This window comes from Veillonella sp. AF36-20BH, assembly GCF_003602765.1.
Taxonomy (GTDB): domain Bacteria; phylum Bacillota; class Negativicutes; order Veillonellales; family Veillonellaceae; genus Veillonella; species Veillonella hominis.
The window spans coordinates 43,293-61,894 of the sequence record NZ_QTLR01000005.1; the positions used below are offsets into that span (position 1 = coordinate 43,293).

Annotated in this window: 13 protein-coding genes; all 13 read left to right on the forward strand. The window is 39.3% G+C overall.

Features of this window, described 5'->3' with window-relative positions:
* Nucleotides 1-42: 42 nt before the first annotated feature.
* The 13 genes from serS (at nucleotide 43) to DW000_RS06890 (ending at nucleotide 18,575) form a co-directional block, all read left to right on the forward strand.
* On the forward strand, nucleotides 43-1,323 hold the full coding sequence (serS, locus tag DW000_RS06830; protein ID WP_008715806.1) for a serine--tRNA ligase: 1,281 nt from the start codon (nucleotides 43-45) through the stop codon (nucleotides 1,321-1,323).
* A 13-nt stretch (nucleotides 1,324-1,336) separates the two neighbouring features.
* On the forward strand, nucleotides 1,337-1,981 hold the full coding sequence (gene fsa, locus DW000_RS06835; RefSeq protein WP_008715804.1) for a fructose-6-phosphate aldolase: 645 nt from the start codon (nucleotides 1,337-1,339) through the stop codon (nucleotides 1,979-1,981).
* 59 nt (nucleotides 1,982-2,040) lie between these two features.
* Nucleotides 2,041-3,003 carry a class II fructose-bisphosphatase gene (gene glpX / locus DW000_RS06840; protein ID WP_004695442.1) on the forward strand — a complete coding sequence of 321 codons (963 nt, stop codon included), beginning with the start codon at nucleotides 2,041-2,043 and terminating at the stop codon, nucleotides 3,001-3,003.
* 201 nt (nucleotides 3,004-3,204) lie between these two features.
* On the forward strand, nucleotides 3,205-4,470 hold the full coding sequence (gene murA, locus DW000_RS06845) for a UDP-N-acetylglucosamine 1-carboxyvinyltransferase (protein ID WP_004695444.1): 1,266 nt from the start codon (nucleotides 3,205-3,207) through the stop codon (nucleotides 4,468-4,470).
* Nucleotides 4,451-5,836, forward strand: coding sequence for a rod shape-determining protein (locus tag DW000_RS06850; RefSeq protein WP_038125913.1), 1,386 nt, complete (start codon nucleotides 4,451-4,453; stop codon nucleotides 5,834-5,836). Before murA ends, DW000_RS06850 begins: the two co-directional genes overlap by 20 nt.
* A gap of 227 nt (nucleotides 5,837-6,063) precedes the next feature.
* A complete protein-coding gene (locus DW000_RS06855; protein ID WP_008715801.1) occupies nucleotides 6,064-7,404 on the forward strand; it encodes a phosphodiester glycosidase family protein in 1,341 nt (446 codons plus the stop codon).
* Nucleotides 7,405-7,492: 88 nt separating this feature from the next.
* Nucleotides 7,493-7,777, forward strand: coding sequence for a biotin/lipoyl-containing protein (locus tag DW000_RS06860; RefSeq protein WP_004695449.1), 285 nt, complete (start codon nucleotides 7,493-7,495; stop codon nucleotides 7,775-7,777).
* 12 nt (nucleotides 7,778-7,789) lie between these two features.
* A complete protein-coding gene (locus DW000_RS06865) occupies nucleotides 7,790-9,772 on the forward strand; it encodes a SpoIVB peptidase S55 domain-containing protein (protein ID WP_008715799.1) in 1,983 nt (660 codons plus the stop codon).
* 30 nt (nucleotides 9,773-9,802) lie between these two features.
* On the forward strand, nucleotides 9,803-10,564 hold the full coding sequence (locus DW000_RS06870; RefSeq protein WP_004695453.1) for an ABC transporter permease: 762 nt from the start codon (nucleotides 9,803-9,805) through the stop codon (nucleotides 10,562-10,564).
* Between the two features lie 21 nt (nucleotides 10,565-10,585).
* On the forward strand, nucleotides 10,586-11,344 hold the full coding sequence (locus DW000_RS06875; protein ID WP_004695454.1) for an ABC transporter ATP-binding protein: 759 nt from the start codon (nucleotides 10,586-10,588) through the stop codon (nucleotides 11,342-11,344).
* Nucleotides 11,344-12,603: an MlaD family protein gene (locus DW000_RS06880; protein ID WP_008603460.1), complete on the forward strand. Its 1,260-nt coding sequence runs from the start codon at nucleotides 11,344-11,346 to the stop codon at nucleotides 12,601-12,603. The genes DW000_RS06875 and DW000_RS06880 overlap by 1 nt, the downstream gene beginning before the upstream one ends.
* 42 nt (nucleotides 12,604-12,645) lie before the next feature.
* Nucleotides 12,646-14,106: a TolC family protein gene (locus DW000_RS06885; protein WP_038125910.1), complete on the forward strand. Its 1,461-nt coding sequence runs from the start codon at nucleotides 12,646-12,648 to the stop codon at nucleotides 14,104-14,106.
* A gap of 179 nt (nucleotides 14,107-14,285) precedes the next feature.
* Entirely contained in the window at nucleotides 14,286-18,575 is a 4,290-nt protein-coding gene (locus DW000_RS06890; RefSeq protein ID WP_038125909.1) for a translocation/assembly module TamB domain-containing protein, read from the forward strand.
* Nucleotides 18,576-18,602 lie beyond the last annotated feature (27 nt).

Below are 18,602 nucleotides of genomic sequence, written 5' to 3' on the forward strand. Positions count from 1 at the left end.
AATATATTGTGCGTAACATAGTTGGAAAATGAGGTTTATAGTATGTTAGATTTAAAATTTGTCCGTGAAAATATTGATTTAGTGCAACAAAATTTAGATAATCGTCATACAAAAGGCGATCTGAAAACCTTTGTATCCGCTTATGATGAACGTCGTCAATTGATCGGTCGAGTAGAAGAATTAAAAGCGCTTCGCAATTCTGTAACAGAAGAAATTAGCAAATTAAAACGCAACAAAGAAAATGCTGATGAAAAAATCGCAGAAATGAAAAAAGTAGGCGATGAGATTGCTGAGTTTGATAACCGTATTCGCGAAGTGGAAACAAAATTGCGCGATGCGGCATTGATGTTGCCAAATATGTGTGATGCATCTGTTCCTGTAGGGGCCGATGAAGATGAAAATGTGGAGCAACGCAAATGGGGCGAACCACGTCAATTTAATTTTGATGTACAGGCTCATTGGGATTTAGGTGAAAGCCTCGATATCCTTGATTTCAATCGTGCAGGCAAAATGAGTGGAGCTCGCTTTACTGTGTATAAGGGGTTAGGGGCTCGTTTGGAACGCGCTCTTATCAACTTCATGGTGGATCTTCATGTAGATAAACATGGCTATACTGAAATGATGACGCCATATATGGTAACACGTGAAACTTTGACGGGCACTGGGCAATTGCCTAAATTTGCTGAAGATATGTACCATGTAGAGGGAACGGAATATTTCTTGATTCCAACTGCTGAGGTTACATTGACTAATTATCACGGTGGTGAAATTTTTAGCGAAGAGGAATTGCCTAAATACTATACTGCATTCACCGCATGTTTCCGTGCTGAAGCGGGTTCCGCGGGGCGTGATACTCGTGGCCTTATTCGACAACATCAATTTAACAAAGTTGAAATGGTTAAATTAGCTAAACCAGAAGATTCTTTCAAAGAATTAGAAACATTAACAGATAATGCAGAAGAAGTATTGCGCTTATTAGAATTACCGTTCCGTGTTATCACTCTGTGCACAGGTGATATGGGCTTTGGTTCTGCTAAAACCTATGATGTAGAGGTGTGGATGCCTGCACAAGGCAAGTATAGAGAAATTTCCTCTTGCTCTAATATGACTGATTTCCAAGCTCGTCGTGCTAATATTAAATTCCGTCGTGGACCTAAGGGTAAACCGGAATTTGTTCATACATTAAATGGATCTGGCCTTGCAGTAGGGCGTACGGTAGCTGCTATCTTGGAAAACTATCAACAAGCCGATGGGTCCGTTGTAATTCCAAAAGTTCTCGTGCCATACATGGGTGGCGTTGAAGTGATTTCACCGGCTAAATAAGAGGGGGCATTTTATGAGATTCTTTATTGATACAGCAGAATTTGATGAGATTAAAGAGGCCTATGATTTTGGTTTTATTGATGGCGTAACTACAAACCCATCGCTTATCGTGAAAGCTAAACGCGATTTGAAACAAGTTATTTCTGAAATTGCAAACCTTGTTGATGGACCTGTTAGCGCAGAGGTTATTTCCTCTGATGCTGAAGGCATGGTGGCGGAAGCACATGACCTTGTGAAATTAGGCTCTAATGTGGTTATTAAAGTTCCTATGACTCCAGAAGGTCTTAAAGCCGTTGCTATTTTGAGCAAAGAAGGCATTAAAACGAATGTGACTTTGATTTTTTCTGCAAACCAAGCCTTATTAGCTGCTCGTGCAGGTGCAAGTTATGTGAGTCCATTTGTGGGTCGTATTGATGATATCAGCATGGATGGTCTTACATTGATTCAAGATATTACAGATATTTTCGCTATTCATGAAATTGAAACTGAAATTATTGCTGCAAGTGTGAGAACTCCGCTGCATATTATTCAATGTGCTAAAGCAGGTGCTCATATTGCAACTGTTCCATTTAAAGTACTCATGCAAGCTATGAAACATCCGTTGACTGATGCAGGACTTGCAAAATTTATGGAAGATTGGAAACAAGCTAATCAATAAGTTAGAGACTCTAGGTAAGAGTCATATCAATACATAGAGGACTTATAAGGAGGCCCATTATGGATCGTACATTATCTTTGGAATTTGCTCGTGTCGTTGAAGCCGCAGCTTTGCGTAGCGGTCGTTTGCTTGGCCGTGGGCAAAAGGATGCAGCCGATGGTCTTGCTGTAGATGCTATGCGTCAAGCGTTTGATTCTGTTCGCATTTCTGGTACTGTGGTTATCGGAGAAGGCGAAATTGATGAAGCTCCTATGCTTTATATCGGAGAACACGTAGGTGCTGGCGGACCAGAAGTAGATATCGCTGTTGATCCTATTGAAGGGACAAACTTGATTGCTAAAGGTCAAAATGGTGCTATTGCAGTTATGGCGATTGCAGAAAAAGGTGGCTTGTTACATGCACCGGATATGTACATGGAGAAACTTTGTGTTGGTCCTCGAGGTGCAGGTGCTATCGATATTACGAAATCTTTGACCGAAAATATCAAAAATGTAGCGGCTAAAATGGAACGTAATGTAGATGAAATCACGTTGGTTATGCTTGATCGTGAGCGTCATCAAGGCTTGATGAAAGAGGCTCGTGAAGTAGGGGCTCGTATTATGCTCATTTCTGATGGTGATGTTAATCCAGCTATGGAATGTTGTATCGAAGGTTCTGGGGTGCACATGGTTGTAGGTACTGGTGGTGCACCTGAAGGTGTATTAGCGGCTGCAGCCTTAAAATGTGTAGGCGGCGATATGCAAGCTCGCTTAAAACCAGAAACGGAAGAAGAAATTCGTCGTTGCCATGAAATGGGCATTGCCGATGTAAACCAAGTGCTCACATTAAATGATTTAGTTCGTACTGATGATGTTATTTTTGCGGCTACTGCCATTACACGTGGTAACTTATTAAATCCAATTCAATATTTCCCAGGTGGTGCGCGTACACATACTATTGTGATGCGGTCTAAAACTGGTACGGTTCGTTTCCTTGATACAGTGCATATGGATCATAAACTTAAAACATTAAAAGCTAAATAAGAATAAAGCCCTGAAATATACTCAAAAATTTGGCACAAATTTTTGAGATATATTCAGGGCTTTTTTTTCTTTGTATTTTCTCTCATTCTCTTGATGAGATATATCGAAAAATAGTATAATAACATTTAGTATATGACGTTATAAATACAAGGTCTTGTAGCTTATACAAGATGAACGATATAAAGTGTAGGAGGAATTCTGTTGGAAAAGTTAATCATTCAAGGTGGCAATCGATTGGAAGGACGTGTACGTGTTAGTAGTGCTAAAAATGCAGTACTCCCTATTATTGCCGGTACTTTGCTAGCATCAACGCCTAGTAAATTGCTTGAAATTCCAAATTTAGAAGATGTAGGCACGATTTGCCAAGTTATCGAGTCTTTGGGGGTTAAAATCACTCGTAATAATGCAGATGGTGAAATTGTTTTCGATGCTTCTACATTGACTGCTACGGAAGCTCCTTATGAACTTGTGCGTAAAATGCGTGCATCCTTTCTTGTCATGGGTCCACTTTTGGCTCGTAAAGGGGAGGCTAAAATCTCAATGCCTGGTGGATGTGCTATCGGTGCACGTCCCATTGATCTTCATTTAAAAGCATTTGAAGCATTAGGTGCAAAAATTGAAATTACTGAAGATTATGTATATGCTCATGCTCCGGAAGGACTTAAAGGGACTCAAATTTATTTGGATTTCCCAAGTGTGGGGGCTACAGAGAATGTAATTATGGCTGCTTCTATGGCGGAAGGTAAAACCGTTATCGAAAATGCTGCAGAAGAGCCTGAAATTGTTGATTTAGCTACATTCTTAAATGCTATGGGTGCTAATATTCGCGGAGCTGGTACAAATGTGATTCGTATTGAAGGTGTACCTCAATTACACGGTGCTATTCATACAGTTATTCCTGATCGCATTGAAGCTGGTACATATTTAATCGCTGCTGCTATGGCAGGTGGTGATGTATTCGTAGAAAATGCATTGCCAGAACATCTAAAACCAGTAGTGGCTAAATTAAAGGAAGCTGGTGTAACAGTAGAGGAAGAAATCGACGGCATTCGCGTTATCAGTAGTGGTAAAGGCATTAAAGCTGTCGATATTAAAACCTTGCCATACCCTGGATTCCCAACAGATATGCAAGCTCAATTCATGGCTCTTACCACGATTGCGGAAGGCACTAGTACAGTAACAGAAACTGTATTTGAAAATCGTTTTATGCATGTTGCTGAACTTCGTAAAATGGGGGCGCATATTGACATCGATAATCGTCAAGCTATTGTCGAAGGTATGCCAAGCTTACATGGGGCTATAGTGAATGCTACTGACCTGCGTGCTGGAGCGGCGCTGGTATGCGCTGCATTGACTGCGGAAGGTAGAACAGAAGTCGGTCGTTTACATCATATTGACCGAGGTTATGATGATTTTGTAGGTAAATTGCAAAGGTTAGGTGCTGATATTGTTCGGGTTGACGAATAAGAGTACACAGCCAAAACAAAATAAAAAGAAAAGAAGCCGGCGCTCTAAAGGGCCGGCTTTATACAACGAGCAACAGAACTTAGGTGCTGCAAAGGTTGAGAATTCGAAAGCGAGTACTACACGTAAACCATTGAGAAGGACAAAACGTAAGTCTACTAAGCTTTCAAATGGCGTGGCAAAGCAAGCTAATCATTTGGCCTCCAATATGCGCGAGACCATGATTAAAGTTACAAAAATGCGCCGTGCTGAACGACGTAGTCGTGAGACTGTAGCGATTGCTAAAACAACGCCAGCCATGACATTAAAACGTTTAGTTCGACCTGAGCAAGTTGGAGATTTTATGAGTCGTTTGAATCGATCCTTAAACTTCGATTTGGGAATTGATTTAGGGACTGCAAATATCCTCATTTTTGCGAAGGGTAAAGGCTTGGTATTAGATGAACCTGCGTATATTGCACGGGATGATAAAACCGGTGATATTCTTGCTTTAGGTGAGGCTGCACGTTCTATGGTAGGCCGCACTCCAAAAGGGATTTCCGTCATCCGTCCAGTTCAAGCGGGCGTTATTGCAGATTATGATATGACAGAATTCATGTTGAAGTACTTTATTCGCTCCGTTGTACCTGCTTCTAGATTGATGAAGACGCGTATTATCGTATGTGTGCCATCAGGCATTACACCTGTAGAGAAACGCGCCATTTTAGAGGCCTTACTCAGAACCGGTGCAAAAAAGACGGTCCTTATTGAAGAGCCATTGGCTGCTGCTATGGGGACTGGTCTCAATGATGCTAAGCACGTAGGGGCGATGGTTGTCGATGTTGGCGGTGGCACTACGGATATTGCCGTTCTTTGTGATACGGGTGTGGTTGTAAGTGAATCACTTCGCATCGGTGGAGATTCTTTTAACGAATCTATTATCCGTTATATCCGCCGTAAGAAGCGCCTCGTTATTGGTCCGCTAACGGCAGAGAAAATTAAAATTTCTGTAGGGACTGTGGATCGTCGTGCAAAGGAGCGTACGATTGAGGTACGAGGACGAGATGCAAGTTCTGGATTACCAAAGATGGTTGCGGTGAATTCTTTAGAGATTCAACGTGCTCTAGAAGCACAAGTGATGAATGTTTTGGAAGGCGTTAAGTCCATTTTAGAAAAAACTCCACCGGAACTTGTGGCCGCTATCAATGATCATGGTATCATTCTTACTGGTGGTGGCGCGCTCATCGATGGATTAGACCGTGTTATTACACGTTCTATTGGAATCGCGGCATACCTTGTAGAATCTCCAAGATATGCAGTAATTAAAGGTGTTGCAAAGGCTTTAGATGAAATGTCACAGCTTCGTGATACATTAGATGAGTTACAATAATATAGTTACAATAATATATCATGATGAAGTAAGCTTAAATTGACGAGGTTATGGTCTACAGTTATTCTATTTTATGTATGGAGTATCTTTAGACTGTAACTTCGTTTTTCGTTTATTTTTTGAATTTTTCATCTTTATGCTGTATACTATAGTAAAAGTATATTGCGTAAAATTGATGTAATGATATAAGGCCATTATTATGGTTTGTAGCTATAGAGGAATTAAAGATGAAACGATATCTGTATATGACTTTTGCTGTTTTAGGTCTACTGGGTAGTACCGTTCCTCATGCTGAGGCCGGTAATTTAACAGGGGTGCGCGTATCTAATCATGAAGGTACAAGCCGAATTGTTTTAGATGTATCTGAAATGCCTGTATCTTGGACTCAATCCTATAATGAAGAAACACATGCTCTTACATTGAACTTAGGGGGTACTACAAATGGTTTAACTGGCCCCATATCACAAAATGATAAAAAAACGGGAGTTCTTAAAGGCATTGGTTTACAACCGGTTAATGGGGCCTTACGAGTAACATTAACAGCGAATAAGGATGTACAACATCATGAGTTTGCATTAGAAAAGCCTTCGCGTATAGTAGTGGATTTATTTTCTGGCTATGCGCAACAGACTACAAAAGATGTAAATAAATCTGTAACGTATAGCAAAATTAATAACACCGTAGCTGAAGGGAAAATTCAAGCCTTTGCATTGACCGTAGATAATGATTCACCTATGGTGGTGGCGCATGTTCCAGAAGGTAAACCATTATCTTCTGTCACTCAAGCTCATACAGCTATCATTGGAGCAAAGGTAAAAGGGGGCAGTTTTGAACGACCTTACTCAGTGGCGAGTGATGGAGCCATTGATTTAGAGCGTATTTCTAATCGTGGTACGTTACGATATACGCCTAATAGAGGATACTTTATAGAAGAGAAAAAACCTTTGCTTCAAGCTAAAACAAAGAATGAGAGTTTTGTAATCACCTCCGTTGATACGGTTCGTAAAGAGAATGCATTGACCCTTTATACGTCAACTTATGGTCCTTCTACAAAGACCAATGAATATGGTTATGAAGTGACTGTAGCTAATGGCAAGGTTATTAGTAAACAAAAGGGAAATTCTAAAATTGGGGAAAACCAATACGTATTGTCTGGTCATGGCGAATCTGGAAGTGCTTTACGTAAATTAAAAGTTGGAACACCTATTACGATTCAAAATAGAGAAGAACTTGCTCAAGTTAGTACTACCGGTGGAGCTAGTTTAGAAGTGGGCACTATGGTGATGAAAGGCGGTCGCTATGTAGGAGCTGATGAATCTAATAACAAAGGTCGTAGTTTCATTGGAACCACAAAGGAACATGATTTAGTTGTGCTAACAGTTGATAAATCCGAACTTCAATCTGTAGGTGTGACTCAAAAAGAAGGAGCTCAGTTATTGTCTAAATTAGGTGTTGTTGATGGCGCTGAATTATCAAATCAAGGTAGCATTGATATAGTTATCAATGATGATTATGTACACAAATCTTCTGCACCTATGAGTTATGAGGATATAGTAATCATAAAATAGATTCGTTGCATACAATTTTGTTTGAAATATTACTAATAATTTAGTATACTATAAATACATAACTAATTTTGTAAAAGGAGGGATCGTTATGAAAAGAGTAGTGTTAGCTTTAGCTGCATTAGGTATTTTAAGTGTTAGCTCTGTAATGGCGGCCCCTGTATCATACCAAAGTGTATTAACAGGTAAAGTTGCTTCTACAGTTTCTGTTGGTACTTCTGTAACAGAAGGCCAAACATTGGTGACTGTAGAGACATTGGCTGGTCCTATGGCTGCTGCTAAATCTACTGTAACTGGTACTGTAACGGCGGTTAATGTTACAGTGGGTTCAGACGTTTCTCGTGATCAAATCGTTGTCACTGTAGAAAGTAAATAAAGGAGAGAAGGAATGAAGTTTTCTCATTCTTGGCGTTGGTATAGAAAAGCGATACTGGCGCTTTTCTTCTGTACTTCACTTACAACTGCACAGGCTATTGATTTTATGCCTGTCAATGATGTAACAACAGGTATGGAAGGTATTGCAAAAACTGTAATCGTAGGGGATACTATTTCCACCTTTGATGTAAAGGTACTGGGTGTCATGAAGGATAAGGGACCATCTGGTCATCTTATTTTAGCCAAGTTTTCCGGCCCCGTTATGGATCAAACTGGTGGCATTGCGCATGGTATGAGTGGTAGCCCTGTATATATAAATGGTAAACTCGTTGGGGCTGTTGCTTATGGCTGGGGGTTTGCGGATGGTACGATAGGTATGATTACTCCTATTGAGGATATGGTCAAACTATGGAATATACCATATGAGAAAAACTTATCTAAACCTTGGGATGATACACAATTGATTCCTTTAGGTACTCCACTTATGGCATATGGCTTCGATGCGGCATCAATGGAATACTTTAAATCGAAGTTACCACAATATAAATATGAAACATATGACACCGCAAGTGCTAGTGGTGATGAAATTGCAAAACCTTTAGAAGCTGGTGGCTCAGTAGCGGCTTTGCTAGTTGATGGTGACCTTAAATTGGGCGCTATTGGTACTGTTACTCATGTAGATGGTGAAAAGGTTGTTGCCTTTGGTCATCCATTCTTAAAACATGGTTCTTCTAACTATTTTATGCACAATGCAAGTATCTTTACCGTTGTAAAAAGCTATAATGCTGCCTTTAAGCTTGGCTCTATGGGTAAAGAGATTGGCTCTGTTACCGAAGATAGAGGTGCCGGTATTGCAGGTGTATCAGGCGTGATTTCGCCAGGTATTCCATTGCGATTCCATTTAAAGGATATTGATATGGGCCGTGATAGAACTAGTTCCGTCAAGGTTATTGAAGATGGTGAAATGACACCAACTTTAGCAGCTACAGCCTTATACAATATGTTGAATAAAACATTGGATCGCAGTGGCTCTGGTACGGCTACAATTTCTTATACTATTACGCCAAAAGGGAAAGAACATAAGCCATTAACGCGGACAAATATGTTCTACAGCTCTGATTCTATTAGTGAAAAAGCAGTTGATGAATTTTATAATGTCATTGATGTTCTTATGAACAATCGATTCATCAACTATGAAATTTCGGATATTTCGGTTGAAACAAACGTAACGCAAGATAAGAAAACAGCAAAGCTTATCGATGCTTCTGCTTCGTCTACTGTAGTTTCTCCTGGGGATACTATCGTAGTAGATGTAACATTAGAGCCGTTCCGCGGTGAAAAGGTTATTAAACAAATTTTCTTTAAGGTACCTGAAGATCAAGCTATTGGTAAGTATACCTTAGAGGTGCGTGGCGGTGGCGAGATTCCATTACCATACGTATTGGAAAAACAGAAATATAATTTAACAGATGAAATTTTACGCCGTTTGAAAGTTCATAAAGATTTTGATGAGCTTTATGATGAAATTCAAAAGACAGATACAAATAATCAAATCGTTGTAGAATTTTTGGAAGATGGTATCAGCTTAGTTGATGAAGATGGCTCTCAATCTGTTAAAAAGGCTAAGCTTAAAGATGTGGAATCAAAACCTATGCCAGGGGATGTAAAGAAAAAAACAGGTCAAGAAGATTTGAGTTCTAGTAAGGATGATGAAAAGAAACCTGAAAAGACTGCTGTTGATACTGAGTACATTGTGCAAGGTGATGGTCAATTTACGATTCATGTAATGAAGCCCGCTGATCGGGATAAAGAATTAGCAAAACGTGTCAAAGAAGCGAAACATCAGATTAAGATGGAACGCAAGTTAGAATTGGAAGATCAATCTAAAAAAGATAAAACGGATAAAGCTGAGTCTAAAAAGGATTCTAAAAAAGAGTCGAAAGAAACCAATAAAAAAGATGAGGCTAATGCTGGTGGAACAAATACAGCTGAATAAGTTGAAACTGTAAGGGAAAGGGATAGACTGTTGAGTTGGCTAGAATCGATAGGTCGAGTCGTCATAAACGGCTTATCGCAGATGGGTAGTGCTACATTATTAGTGTGGCAAACAATAAAACAATTAAAAATGATTAATCTGTGGCATGTATTTCAACAGATGGCTCACTTAGGGGTAGACTCCTTGCCTATTATTAGCTTAACTCTACTCTTTGCTGGTGCCGTTATGACCTTACAGATTACAGATGTACTCATTACCTATGGTGCTCAAAGTACAGTAGGTGGCCTTATGGCTGTAGCTATGGGCCGTGAATTGGGTCCTATCTTAGTTGGTGTAGTATTAGCCGGCCGTGTTGGCGCAGCTATCACGGCTGAAATTGGTACAATGAAGGTAACAGAACAAATTGATGCCCTACGTGTTATGGCTGTTGATCCTGTTGGTTACCTCGTGGTACCACGTGTAGTAGCGTGTATGATTATGGTGCCAATTTTGGCATTTTATGGTGTTGTTATCGGTATTGCCGGTGGTTACTTTGTAGCCACTGTTATCAAGGGTTTGGCGCCTAGTACATATTTAGATTCTATTCAAATGTTTTCTACCATTTCAGATTTCACCTTAGGACTTATAAAGTCTAGTGTGTTTGGTGCTGTCATTGCATTGGTAGGTGCTTATAAGGGCATGGAAACTAAAATGGGCGCAGAAGCTGTTGGTTTTTCCACTACTAGTTCTGTAGTAACTAGTATTATTCTAGTATTTGTATTAAATTACTTTTTATCTACATTGTTATTTTAGTGGATATTTTTAGAGGGATTTATGATTGAACTACGCAATGTTGTAGTTGCCTACGAGTCACGTGTGATTTTAGACTCTGTTAATCTCACTATTAATGATGGGGAGACGTTAGTTATATTAGGCGGCAGTGGTAGTGGTAAAAGTACATTACTTCGCTTATTAATAGGTTTACAACGTCCTACATCAGGGCAGATTATCGTAGATGGCACAGATATAACTACATTATCTGAAGATGAATTTAATACGGTACGAAGAAAAATGGGGATGGTATTCCAATATTCAGCTTTGTTTGATTCTATGTCGGTAGGTGAGAACGTAGCTTTTGGTTTGCGTCAACATACGAAGTTAAAGGATGACGAAATCAAACGCATTGTGGCAGAAAGACTTGATTGGGTTGGTTTAAAGGGATATGAGTCCTATATGCCTAATGAGTTATCTGGTGGTATGAAAAAGCGGGTTAGCTTAGCTCGTGCTATAGCACTAGATCCGAGTTTAATTCTTTATGATGAACCTTCATCAGGGTTAGATCCTATTACATCAGGTACGATTAGTATGCTAATTAAGGGGATGCAGAATCGGCTTGGTTGTACTTCTATCGTGGTAACACATGATATGCAGTCAGCATTTTATGTTGCTGACCGCATAGCTTTACTCGATCAGGGGCATTTTGTAGAAATTTCTGATACAATAGAATTTAAGAATTCTACAAATAAGAAGGTACAACAATTTATTCATGGTGAAGCAGAGCCGATTAACGAATCTGCGATGGGAGATATATAATGAAGTGGACGATGGAGGCCAAGGTAGGGGCTTTTACAATAATAGGTATAGTTCTATTTATTGCAGGCATACTATTTGTAGGCCGTATCGATATTTGGGCTAAACCGCAAATGACAATTACAGGTGATTTCACTCAAGTAAATGGCCTAAAAAATGGGAATCAGGTTAAATTTTCCGGCGTGGCCATCGGGACTGTTTCTGATATTGAAATTACACCGCGTGGCGTTGTGGTTAAGATGAAACTTGATGAAAAAACGCAGATTCCAAGTGACTCAATCTTTTCCTTGGGGTCAGATGGTTTTTTAGGTGATAAATTTATTCAAATTTCACCAGGACAGTCTAAAGTATATTTACAAGATGGTGACTCCGTTAAAGGTGAAGGCGTTGATGCTGTGGATAAGGCCATGCAGAGTGCACAAAAATTAATGGATGGTACTGAGAAGATGCTACAGTCTATTAATAGTATTATTGGTGATCCTGCAACTCAAAGTGCACTTAAATATTCTTTGCAATCTACAGCTGTGATGGCTGATAATGCGGTAGCTATTACACAAAATATGGCGGATGTAACGGCTCAGCTAAATCAAGCAGCACAACAGTTTAATGCTGATGGTAATGCAGGCAATGATATGCGTGCTATTTTAACTAATTTAAAACAAACTACTGATCGTGTAGATAATATGGCTCGTACCATGGAATCAACTGTAACAGATCCTAAAGCACAAGAAAATATTAAGGAGACTTTACATAATACGGCACAGATTTCAGCTCGCATCAATAAACTGATGGGCGGAAAGGCGTACCAAACGGATGTAAATGGAAAGAGTGTAGAGGTTGGTATGACTGAAAAAAAGTCATCTACCAAGATTGAACCATCTGTAGATTTGTTGTATAACACAACGGATAATGAATTCCGTGTCAATGGTAGAGTACGTGCCTTTAACAATAAAGGAATGGCTGAAATTGGCCTTTCTAATATAGGTGATGATACTACTTTTGATCTGAATGCAGGTCGATTTATCAGTTCTAAATGGTTGGTGCGTGGTGGTATTTTTGAAAGTGAATTGGGTCTTGGGGTGGATTATAACCTCCGTGGTCCAGTGTCCTTATCAGCCGCGCTATATGACCTTAATCATCGTAAATATCGTATTCGTAGTGATATACGTTTGCATAAAGATACCTATGGCGTTATTCAAATGACCAGACCGTTCAGTTCTACGAATGGAGGTACCTATTTCGGTATTAAACAAGTATTCTAATGACTAACACATTTACTCTATATGAGTATGGAGGTACATATTATGAATAAAAAGGTTCTTTCCTTAGGTGTAATGCTTTCTTTAGTTACTACTGGTGCATTCGCCGCTGATGTAGTAACTACATCCGTTAACAACGGAGACCAATTAAGCAAATATCAAAAAGAAGCTATTCAATTAACACAAAAGCAATTAGCAGAAAAATCTGTTTTAGACAGTAAAACCTATGAACGTACATTAGCTTTAAACGAAGCCCGTACGGTTGATTTAGCATTAGCTAATAATCGTACAGCTAAGCAAACTAAATGGGGTTATGAAGCTGCTAAATCTGCAGTAAGCCAAGTAGCAGCTGGTAAGAATCCAAGTGTTAGTTATGGTTGGAGTGCTCAAAAAACGGGCGGTGACACAGGTAGTGGCAAATCTGGTAGTCATAACTTCTCCATTAGTGCGCCTGTATTCAATCCACAACTCGATGCAAGCATTGATTCTGCACGTTATACTCGTGAAGGTACTGGTGCTAGCTATGAAGAGGCTTTACAACAATCAAAATATGATGCTCTTAACGGTTATTATACATTGATTATGAGCCGTAATATGGTAGATGTAGCACAACAAGCTGTTAAAGATTATCAAGGTCATGTAACCAATGTAGAGGCACAGTATAATGTTGGTTTAGTGGCGAGCTCCGATGTATTGGCCGCTAAAACAAATCTTGATGATTCTCAAACATCTCTTGTAAAAGCGCAAAATGCTGCAAATTTAGCAGAGGCGAACTTAAATCAAGTTATTGCATACCCTGCACAAACGGCTATTACTACAGCAGAGCATGATTTACAATATAAACCATATAATGTAACCTTGGAGCAAGCGAAAGCATATGCTATGCTTCATCGTTCCGCTCTTGTTAAATCAGCTCTTGATGTAAAATCTGCGGAAGAAGCTGTAAAATCTGCTAAGGCGGGTTATTTGCCTACGGTTGCTGTAAAAGCTGGTCGTGGCTATGGTGATCCAGATGGTTACTTTGGTACAAGTACAAAGTCCTGGAGTGTTGGTGCTAGTGCTACTTGGAACTTATGGGATGGTGGTGCAACACAAAATGCTATTAAAAAAGCAAATGCACAACTTGAACAAGCAAAAGAAGCTAATTTGGCAACTGTTGATGCTGTATTGTTAGCCGTACAAAAAGCATACTTGAATTTACGAGCTGCTGAACAAACAATCCAAAGTACACAAACTGCAGTCGCACAAGGTCAAGAAAGTTTCCGTATTGCTACGCTTCGTTACCGTGCAGGTGTTGGTACGAACCTTGATGTACTTGATGCAGAAACTAAGTTGACAACAGCTCGTAATAACTATGTAGAAGCTCTTTATAATTACAATATTAGCATTGCGGCTCTTGAACAATTAACAGGCGTTCCATTGTCTACACCTGTAGGTCAAGGTGCTGAAGTTATCGCTAATAGTGGTGCTGTTGAACAATTGTCAAAACTAGGCGGCAATCAATAATATGATCTTTAAAAAGACGACTTCGGTCGTCTTTTTTTCTTGTAATGGACATTATAGACAATGAGTGTTCTTGATAGGTTTTATAAAATTCACTCTGAAAATACTATAGTTATTACTGTGTCTGTGGTAAGATTAGTATATATATTTATATTATTCATAATGTGTATGGGAGTATCATTATGACCCGTAAAAAGTGGCTCCTTATCGGTGCAGCGATTTTAGGTTTGTCTAGTATTGTTGGTGCCAGCATCAATCCTATGGCTCAAACTTACATTGCACCTATGGTTAAAGAACAAGTAAATAATGTCATAAACGGATCTATAGACTATGATTCTCTCCGAATTAATTGGAATGGTGATGTTGTTCTAACAGATGTGACTATCAAAGATAGAGATGGTCATTTAGTTGGAACTGCTCAAGAGGTAGCTGTAGGAGTTAAACTATCTTCTTTGCCGAAGATTGTCGGTGGCAACACATCAGGGGCTACGGCTATTTCTAGTGTAATCGTTGAGGCGCCAGATTTTCATATATGGCAACTAGCTGATGGGTCGTGGAGTATAACTAAGTTAGTAAAACCATCCGATCCAAATAAGTCGGGTACTTTTGATGGCTCTGTGACTATTAATGATGGTCGCGTAGCGCTACGTACTAAAGATGGAATAAAGAGGAATGTAGAAAATCTTGATGGGACTATGGCGCTTGATATGAGTGGCATGTCTAAAGGTGCCTTTACTGCTGATGTAGATGGTTCCGCAATTACCTTGAATGGCAAAATTGATATGAACAATGTATCTAATTTTGATCTCTTTGTACAAGCTGATGAAATTGATACTGCTGGTATTATGAGTTTTGTTCCACTTCGTAAGGATCTATCTGTAACGAGTGGTAAGTTACAAGATTTACATTTAAATCTTAAAAGTGAAGATGGCAAATACATTATGAGTGGTAATGTAGGCTTTAAAGGTTTAACAGGCACTTATAAACGGGGTAATACAATTTATAATATTACCGATGGCACGGGTCGCATTATGCTTAATAATGATCAAATCGTTATTAGTCGTAGTTCTTGGAGGGTAAATGATCAAGTAACAAAGATCAATGGCTTAGTTACACTAGGCAAAGATGAAGAGTATTTAAATCTTAATGTTGTGGCCGATAAAGTAGATTTAGAGGCGATAACAGACGTCGGTGTTTCTGGTATTGTAGGTGGGCGTGCACATATTGGTGGCACGACAGTAGCTCCACGTGTAGATGCAACGATTGCTAGTGATGGTATTTCTTATAATGGTTACTATATTGATCGTTTACAAGGTGATATTGTATATGATAACGGTTTAGTTCGTACGGATGATGTGCGCCTATCAGTAGGCGAAGGTAGTGCAAAGGTTAAGGGCCAATATGTGGTTGATACAGGGGATTTTGATACTACTATAAAGATTCAAAATTTACCTTTAGGCACTTTCACAAAAGATATGATCTCACCGGTTACAGGTAATATCGATGGTGAGATGCGTATCTTAGGAAAAAATAATCAAGTTACAGATGTTGTAGGCTCTGTTAAAGGTCGCCAAATAGGCATTCGCGGTGTTGTAGTTGATACTGCAAAAGCTAACTTTACGCATGCTGATAATAGTACAAATATGACCGTTGTAGGCACTATAGGAGATGGGGCGCTAAGCGGATATGGCTATATCCAAAATGGTAATATAGATGCCACTATTTCCGGTAATGCATTGCCATTGACCGCACTAAGTCTTATTATTGGTCAAGATGTTGATGGCACCTTGAATACCTCTTTTGCGATACAAGGTACATTGGATAATCCAAATGTAATGGGCACTGTATGGGGGCAAGAGGTACATTATAAAGGGGCTCGATTCAATAATATCCATGGAGATATTAAGCTAGATAACCATATTCTCACTATCACCAATGGACATATTGGTGATGGCGATGGGGGCTATGATGTTAATGGTTGGTATAATCTTAATACAGATGTGTTAGATCTAAATGCCAAGGCTCGGGCTGCTCGTATTGAAAATGTGATTCGTACTGTTACAGATGTTCCTATTACAGGTTGGTTTGAAACAGACAATCATATTACAGGGACGGCTGCAAATCCGATTATAGAAGGTCGTGCTCATTTGTGGGATGGTTCTGCTTATGGCAAACTCGTGACCAATGCGTTTGCAAAATATAACTATCAGAATGATACATTAGAGCTTTATAGATTTGATATTGAAGGTTATGGTGCAACTATCACAGGTGGCGGTACAGTATCTAAAGAAGCAATTAATATTGATTTTGAAGGCAAAAAAATTGATATGGGCAGATTGCTCATTAATACGGATTACAAAGTTGATGGTTTGCTATCTGGTCGAGGACAAATTACTGGATCTGTGGATAACCCTCAATTCAATGGCTATATTTCATCCGATGCCTTATCAGTTAATGGGGAATTATTGAACGATATTCATGGTCGTGTTTATGCAGATAAATCGGTTGTAAATGTGCAAGATTTCACCTTTGCTGAAGCCGATGGTGGTCGCTACACTGCTAAAGGTGGTATGAAGTTTGATGATAGTAGACAACTATTTGGTGTATTAGATGTTACTAATGGTAGCGTAAAGAATTTGCTAACCTTGCTAGACCGGTCCAATGAACACATTGATGGCAAATTAAATGGTTCTGTTGAAATCGGAGGTACACGCGACAATCCAAGCGTTAATGTAACAGGCAAGATTAATGATGTAAGTATTGATGAAAAGATTGTTGGTGATGCAACTATCGATGCAAGTCTTGCTAATCGTAAATTCAAAGTTACAACTTTGAAACTGCCTGTTGATGAAGGTCTCATTGCAATAGGCGGTACGATGGATCTTGATGGTCAAGCGGACTTACAGGTTGCATTAAAGGATGTTGATATAGTACCGTTCTTGCCACTTATGGGTAAGGATATTCAAGCTACTGGTTGGGTGACTGGCGTTGTAAATATCACTGGGGAAACTAAGAATCCTAAAGTAGAATTATCCGGTGCTGTAGAGTCGGGGTCCTTTAATGGTGTTGGTATTGATGAAGGTTTTGTATTGGCTACAATGCAAGATCAAGTTATTCAGATTCAACGAATTCAAGGTGCCAAAAGTGGGTATAAACTTAGCGTCTATGGTAAGATTCCATTAGCGGCAATCTTTACGTCTGGGTATATTCCAGCAAATGATAGCAAATCTATGGATGTAACTATTGATTTTAACGAAGCAGATATGGCTGTTATCCCTCTTCTTACAACTAGTGTTAAGGAGGCAACAGGTCCGTTAAAAGGCACGGTTCACATTACAGGCACTATTGATCAGCCTGAAGCATATGGTACTGTATCGGTACGTAATGGTACGATGAAATTAGCAAGTGTAGAAAATCAAATTACTGGTATTGATGGTGACTTAATTTTCTCTGGTCAACAAGGTGATTTCCAATCCCGTATTAATATGGGCAAAGGCTCAGCTGGTTTGGCTGCTAAAGTAAATTGGTCTGGACATACTCTTACTAATTACAAGGCGGCAGTTCAGCTAGAAGACTTAGAGGTTCGCAGTGAATATGTAAGAGGACCGTTGAATGGTGAACTTTATATTGCTGACCGAGATGGATTGCCGACCCTTATTGGTACTTTAAATCTTGAAAAGATTCAATTCAAAATTCCTCTTTCCTTACAATCTAGTGAAAGTACCAAAGATATGGGGGTGGATGTTACTGTTCATGCGGGTAAAGGTGTACGTTTATATGATCGCACCTTATACAACATGTTTATCAGTGGCGATGTTCATTTTGGTGGATCTTTACAAAATCCAACTGCTAGTGGTCAATTTGATGTTAGAAATGGCACGTTTAAGTATTTGAGCCATGTATTTAATATTACAAAAGGGAATGCCCATTTCGTAGGTGGCTCTTATTTACCAAACTTACAATTAGAGGCTGAAACAAATGTAAGTAATTACACTATTATGCTTGGCGTAAAAGGGACAGTGGATCATATGGACTTATCATTGTCCTCTAATCCTACATTGTCTAGAAAGCAAATCATTTCCATGTTGACCTTCGGCCGCGGTGCAGATTCAAATAGTAGTACTTTGACAAATGAAGATGTGAATGCCGTGGCTACAGCAGGGCTTCAAATGTTTGCTTTTGGCTATGTACAAGATGCATTACAAAATACACTTGGGTTAGACCGCATCAATATTACAACAGGGTCAATTGATCCCGATGAGCCAACCAATAGGGATACGGCAAGTAATTATAATATTGAAATCGGTAAATATGTATTACCGAGAGTCATGTTGACTTATTCTCAAGGTATTAATAACAAACAAAATAAATATGGTATAGAATATTCTGTTAAACGAAACCTTAAGTTCACGGGATGGCATACATCAAAAGGGAACAATTATATAGGTGGTCGTTGGACACGTAGCTTTTAAGAGTATGGCTAGAATGTGTAAACCCCT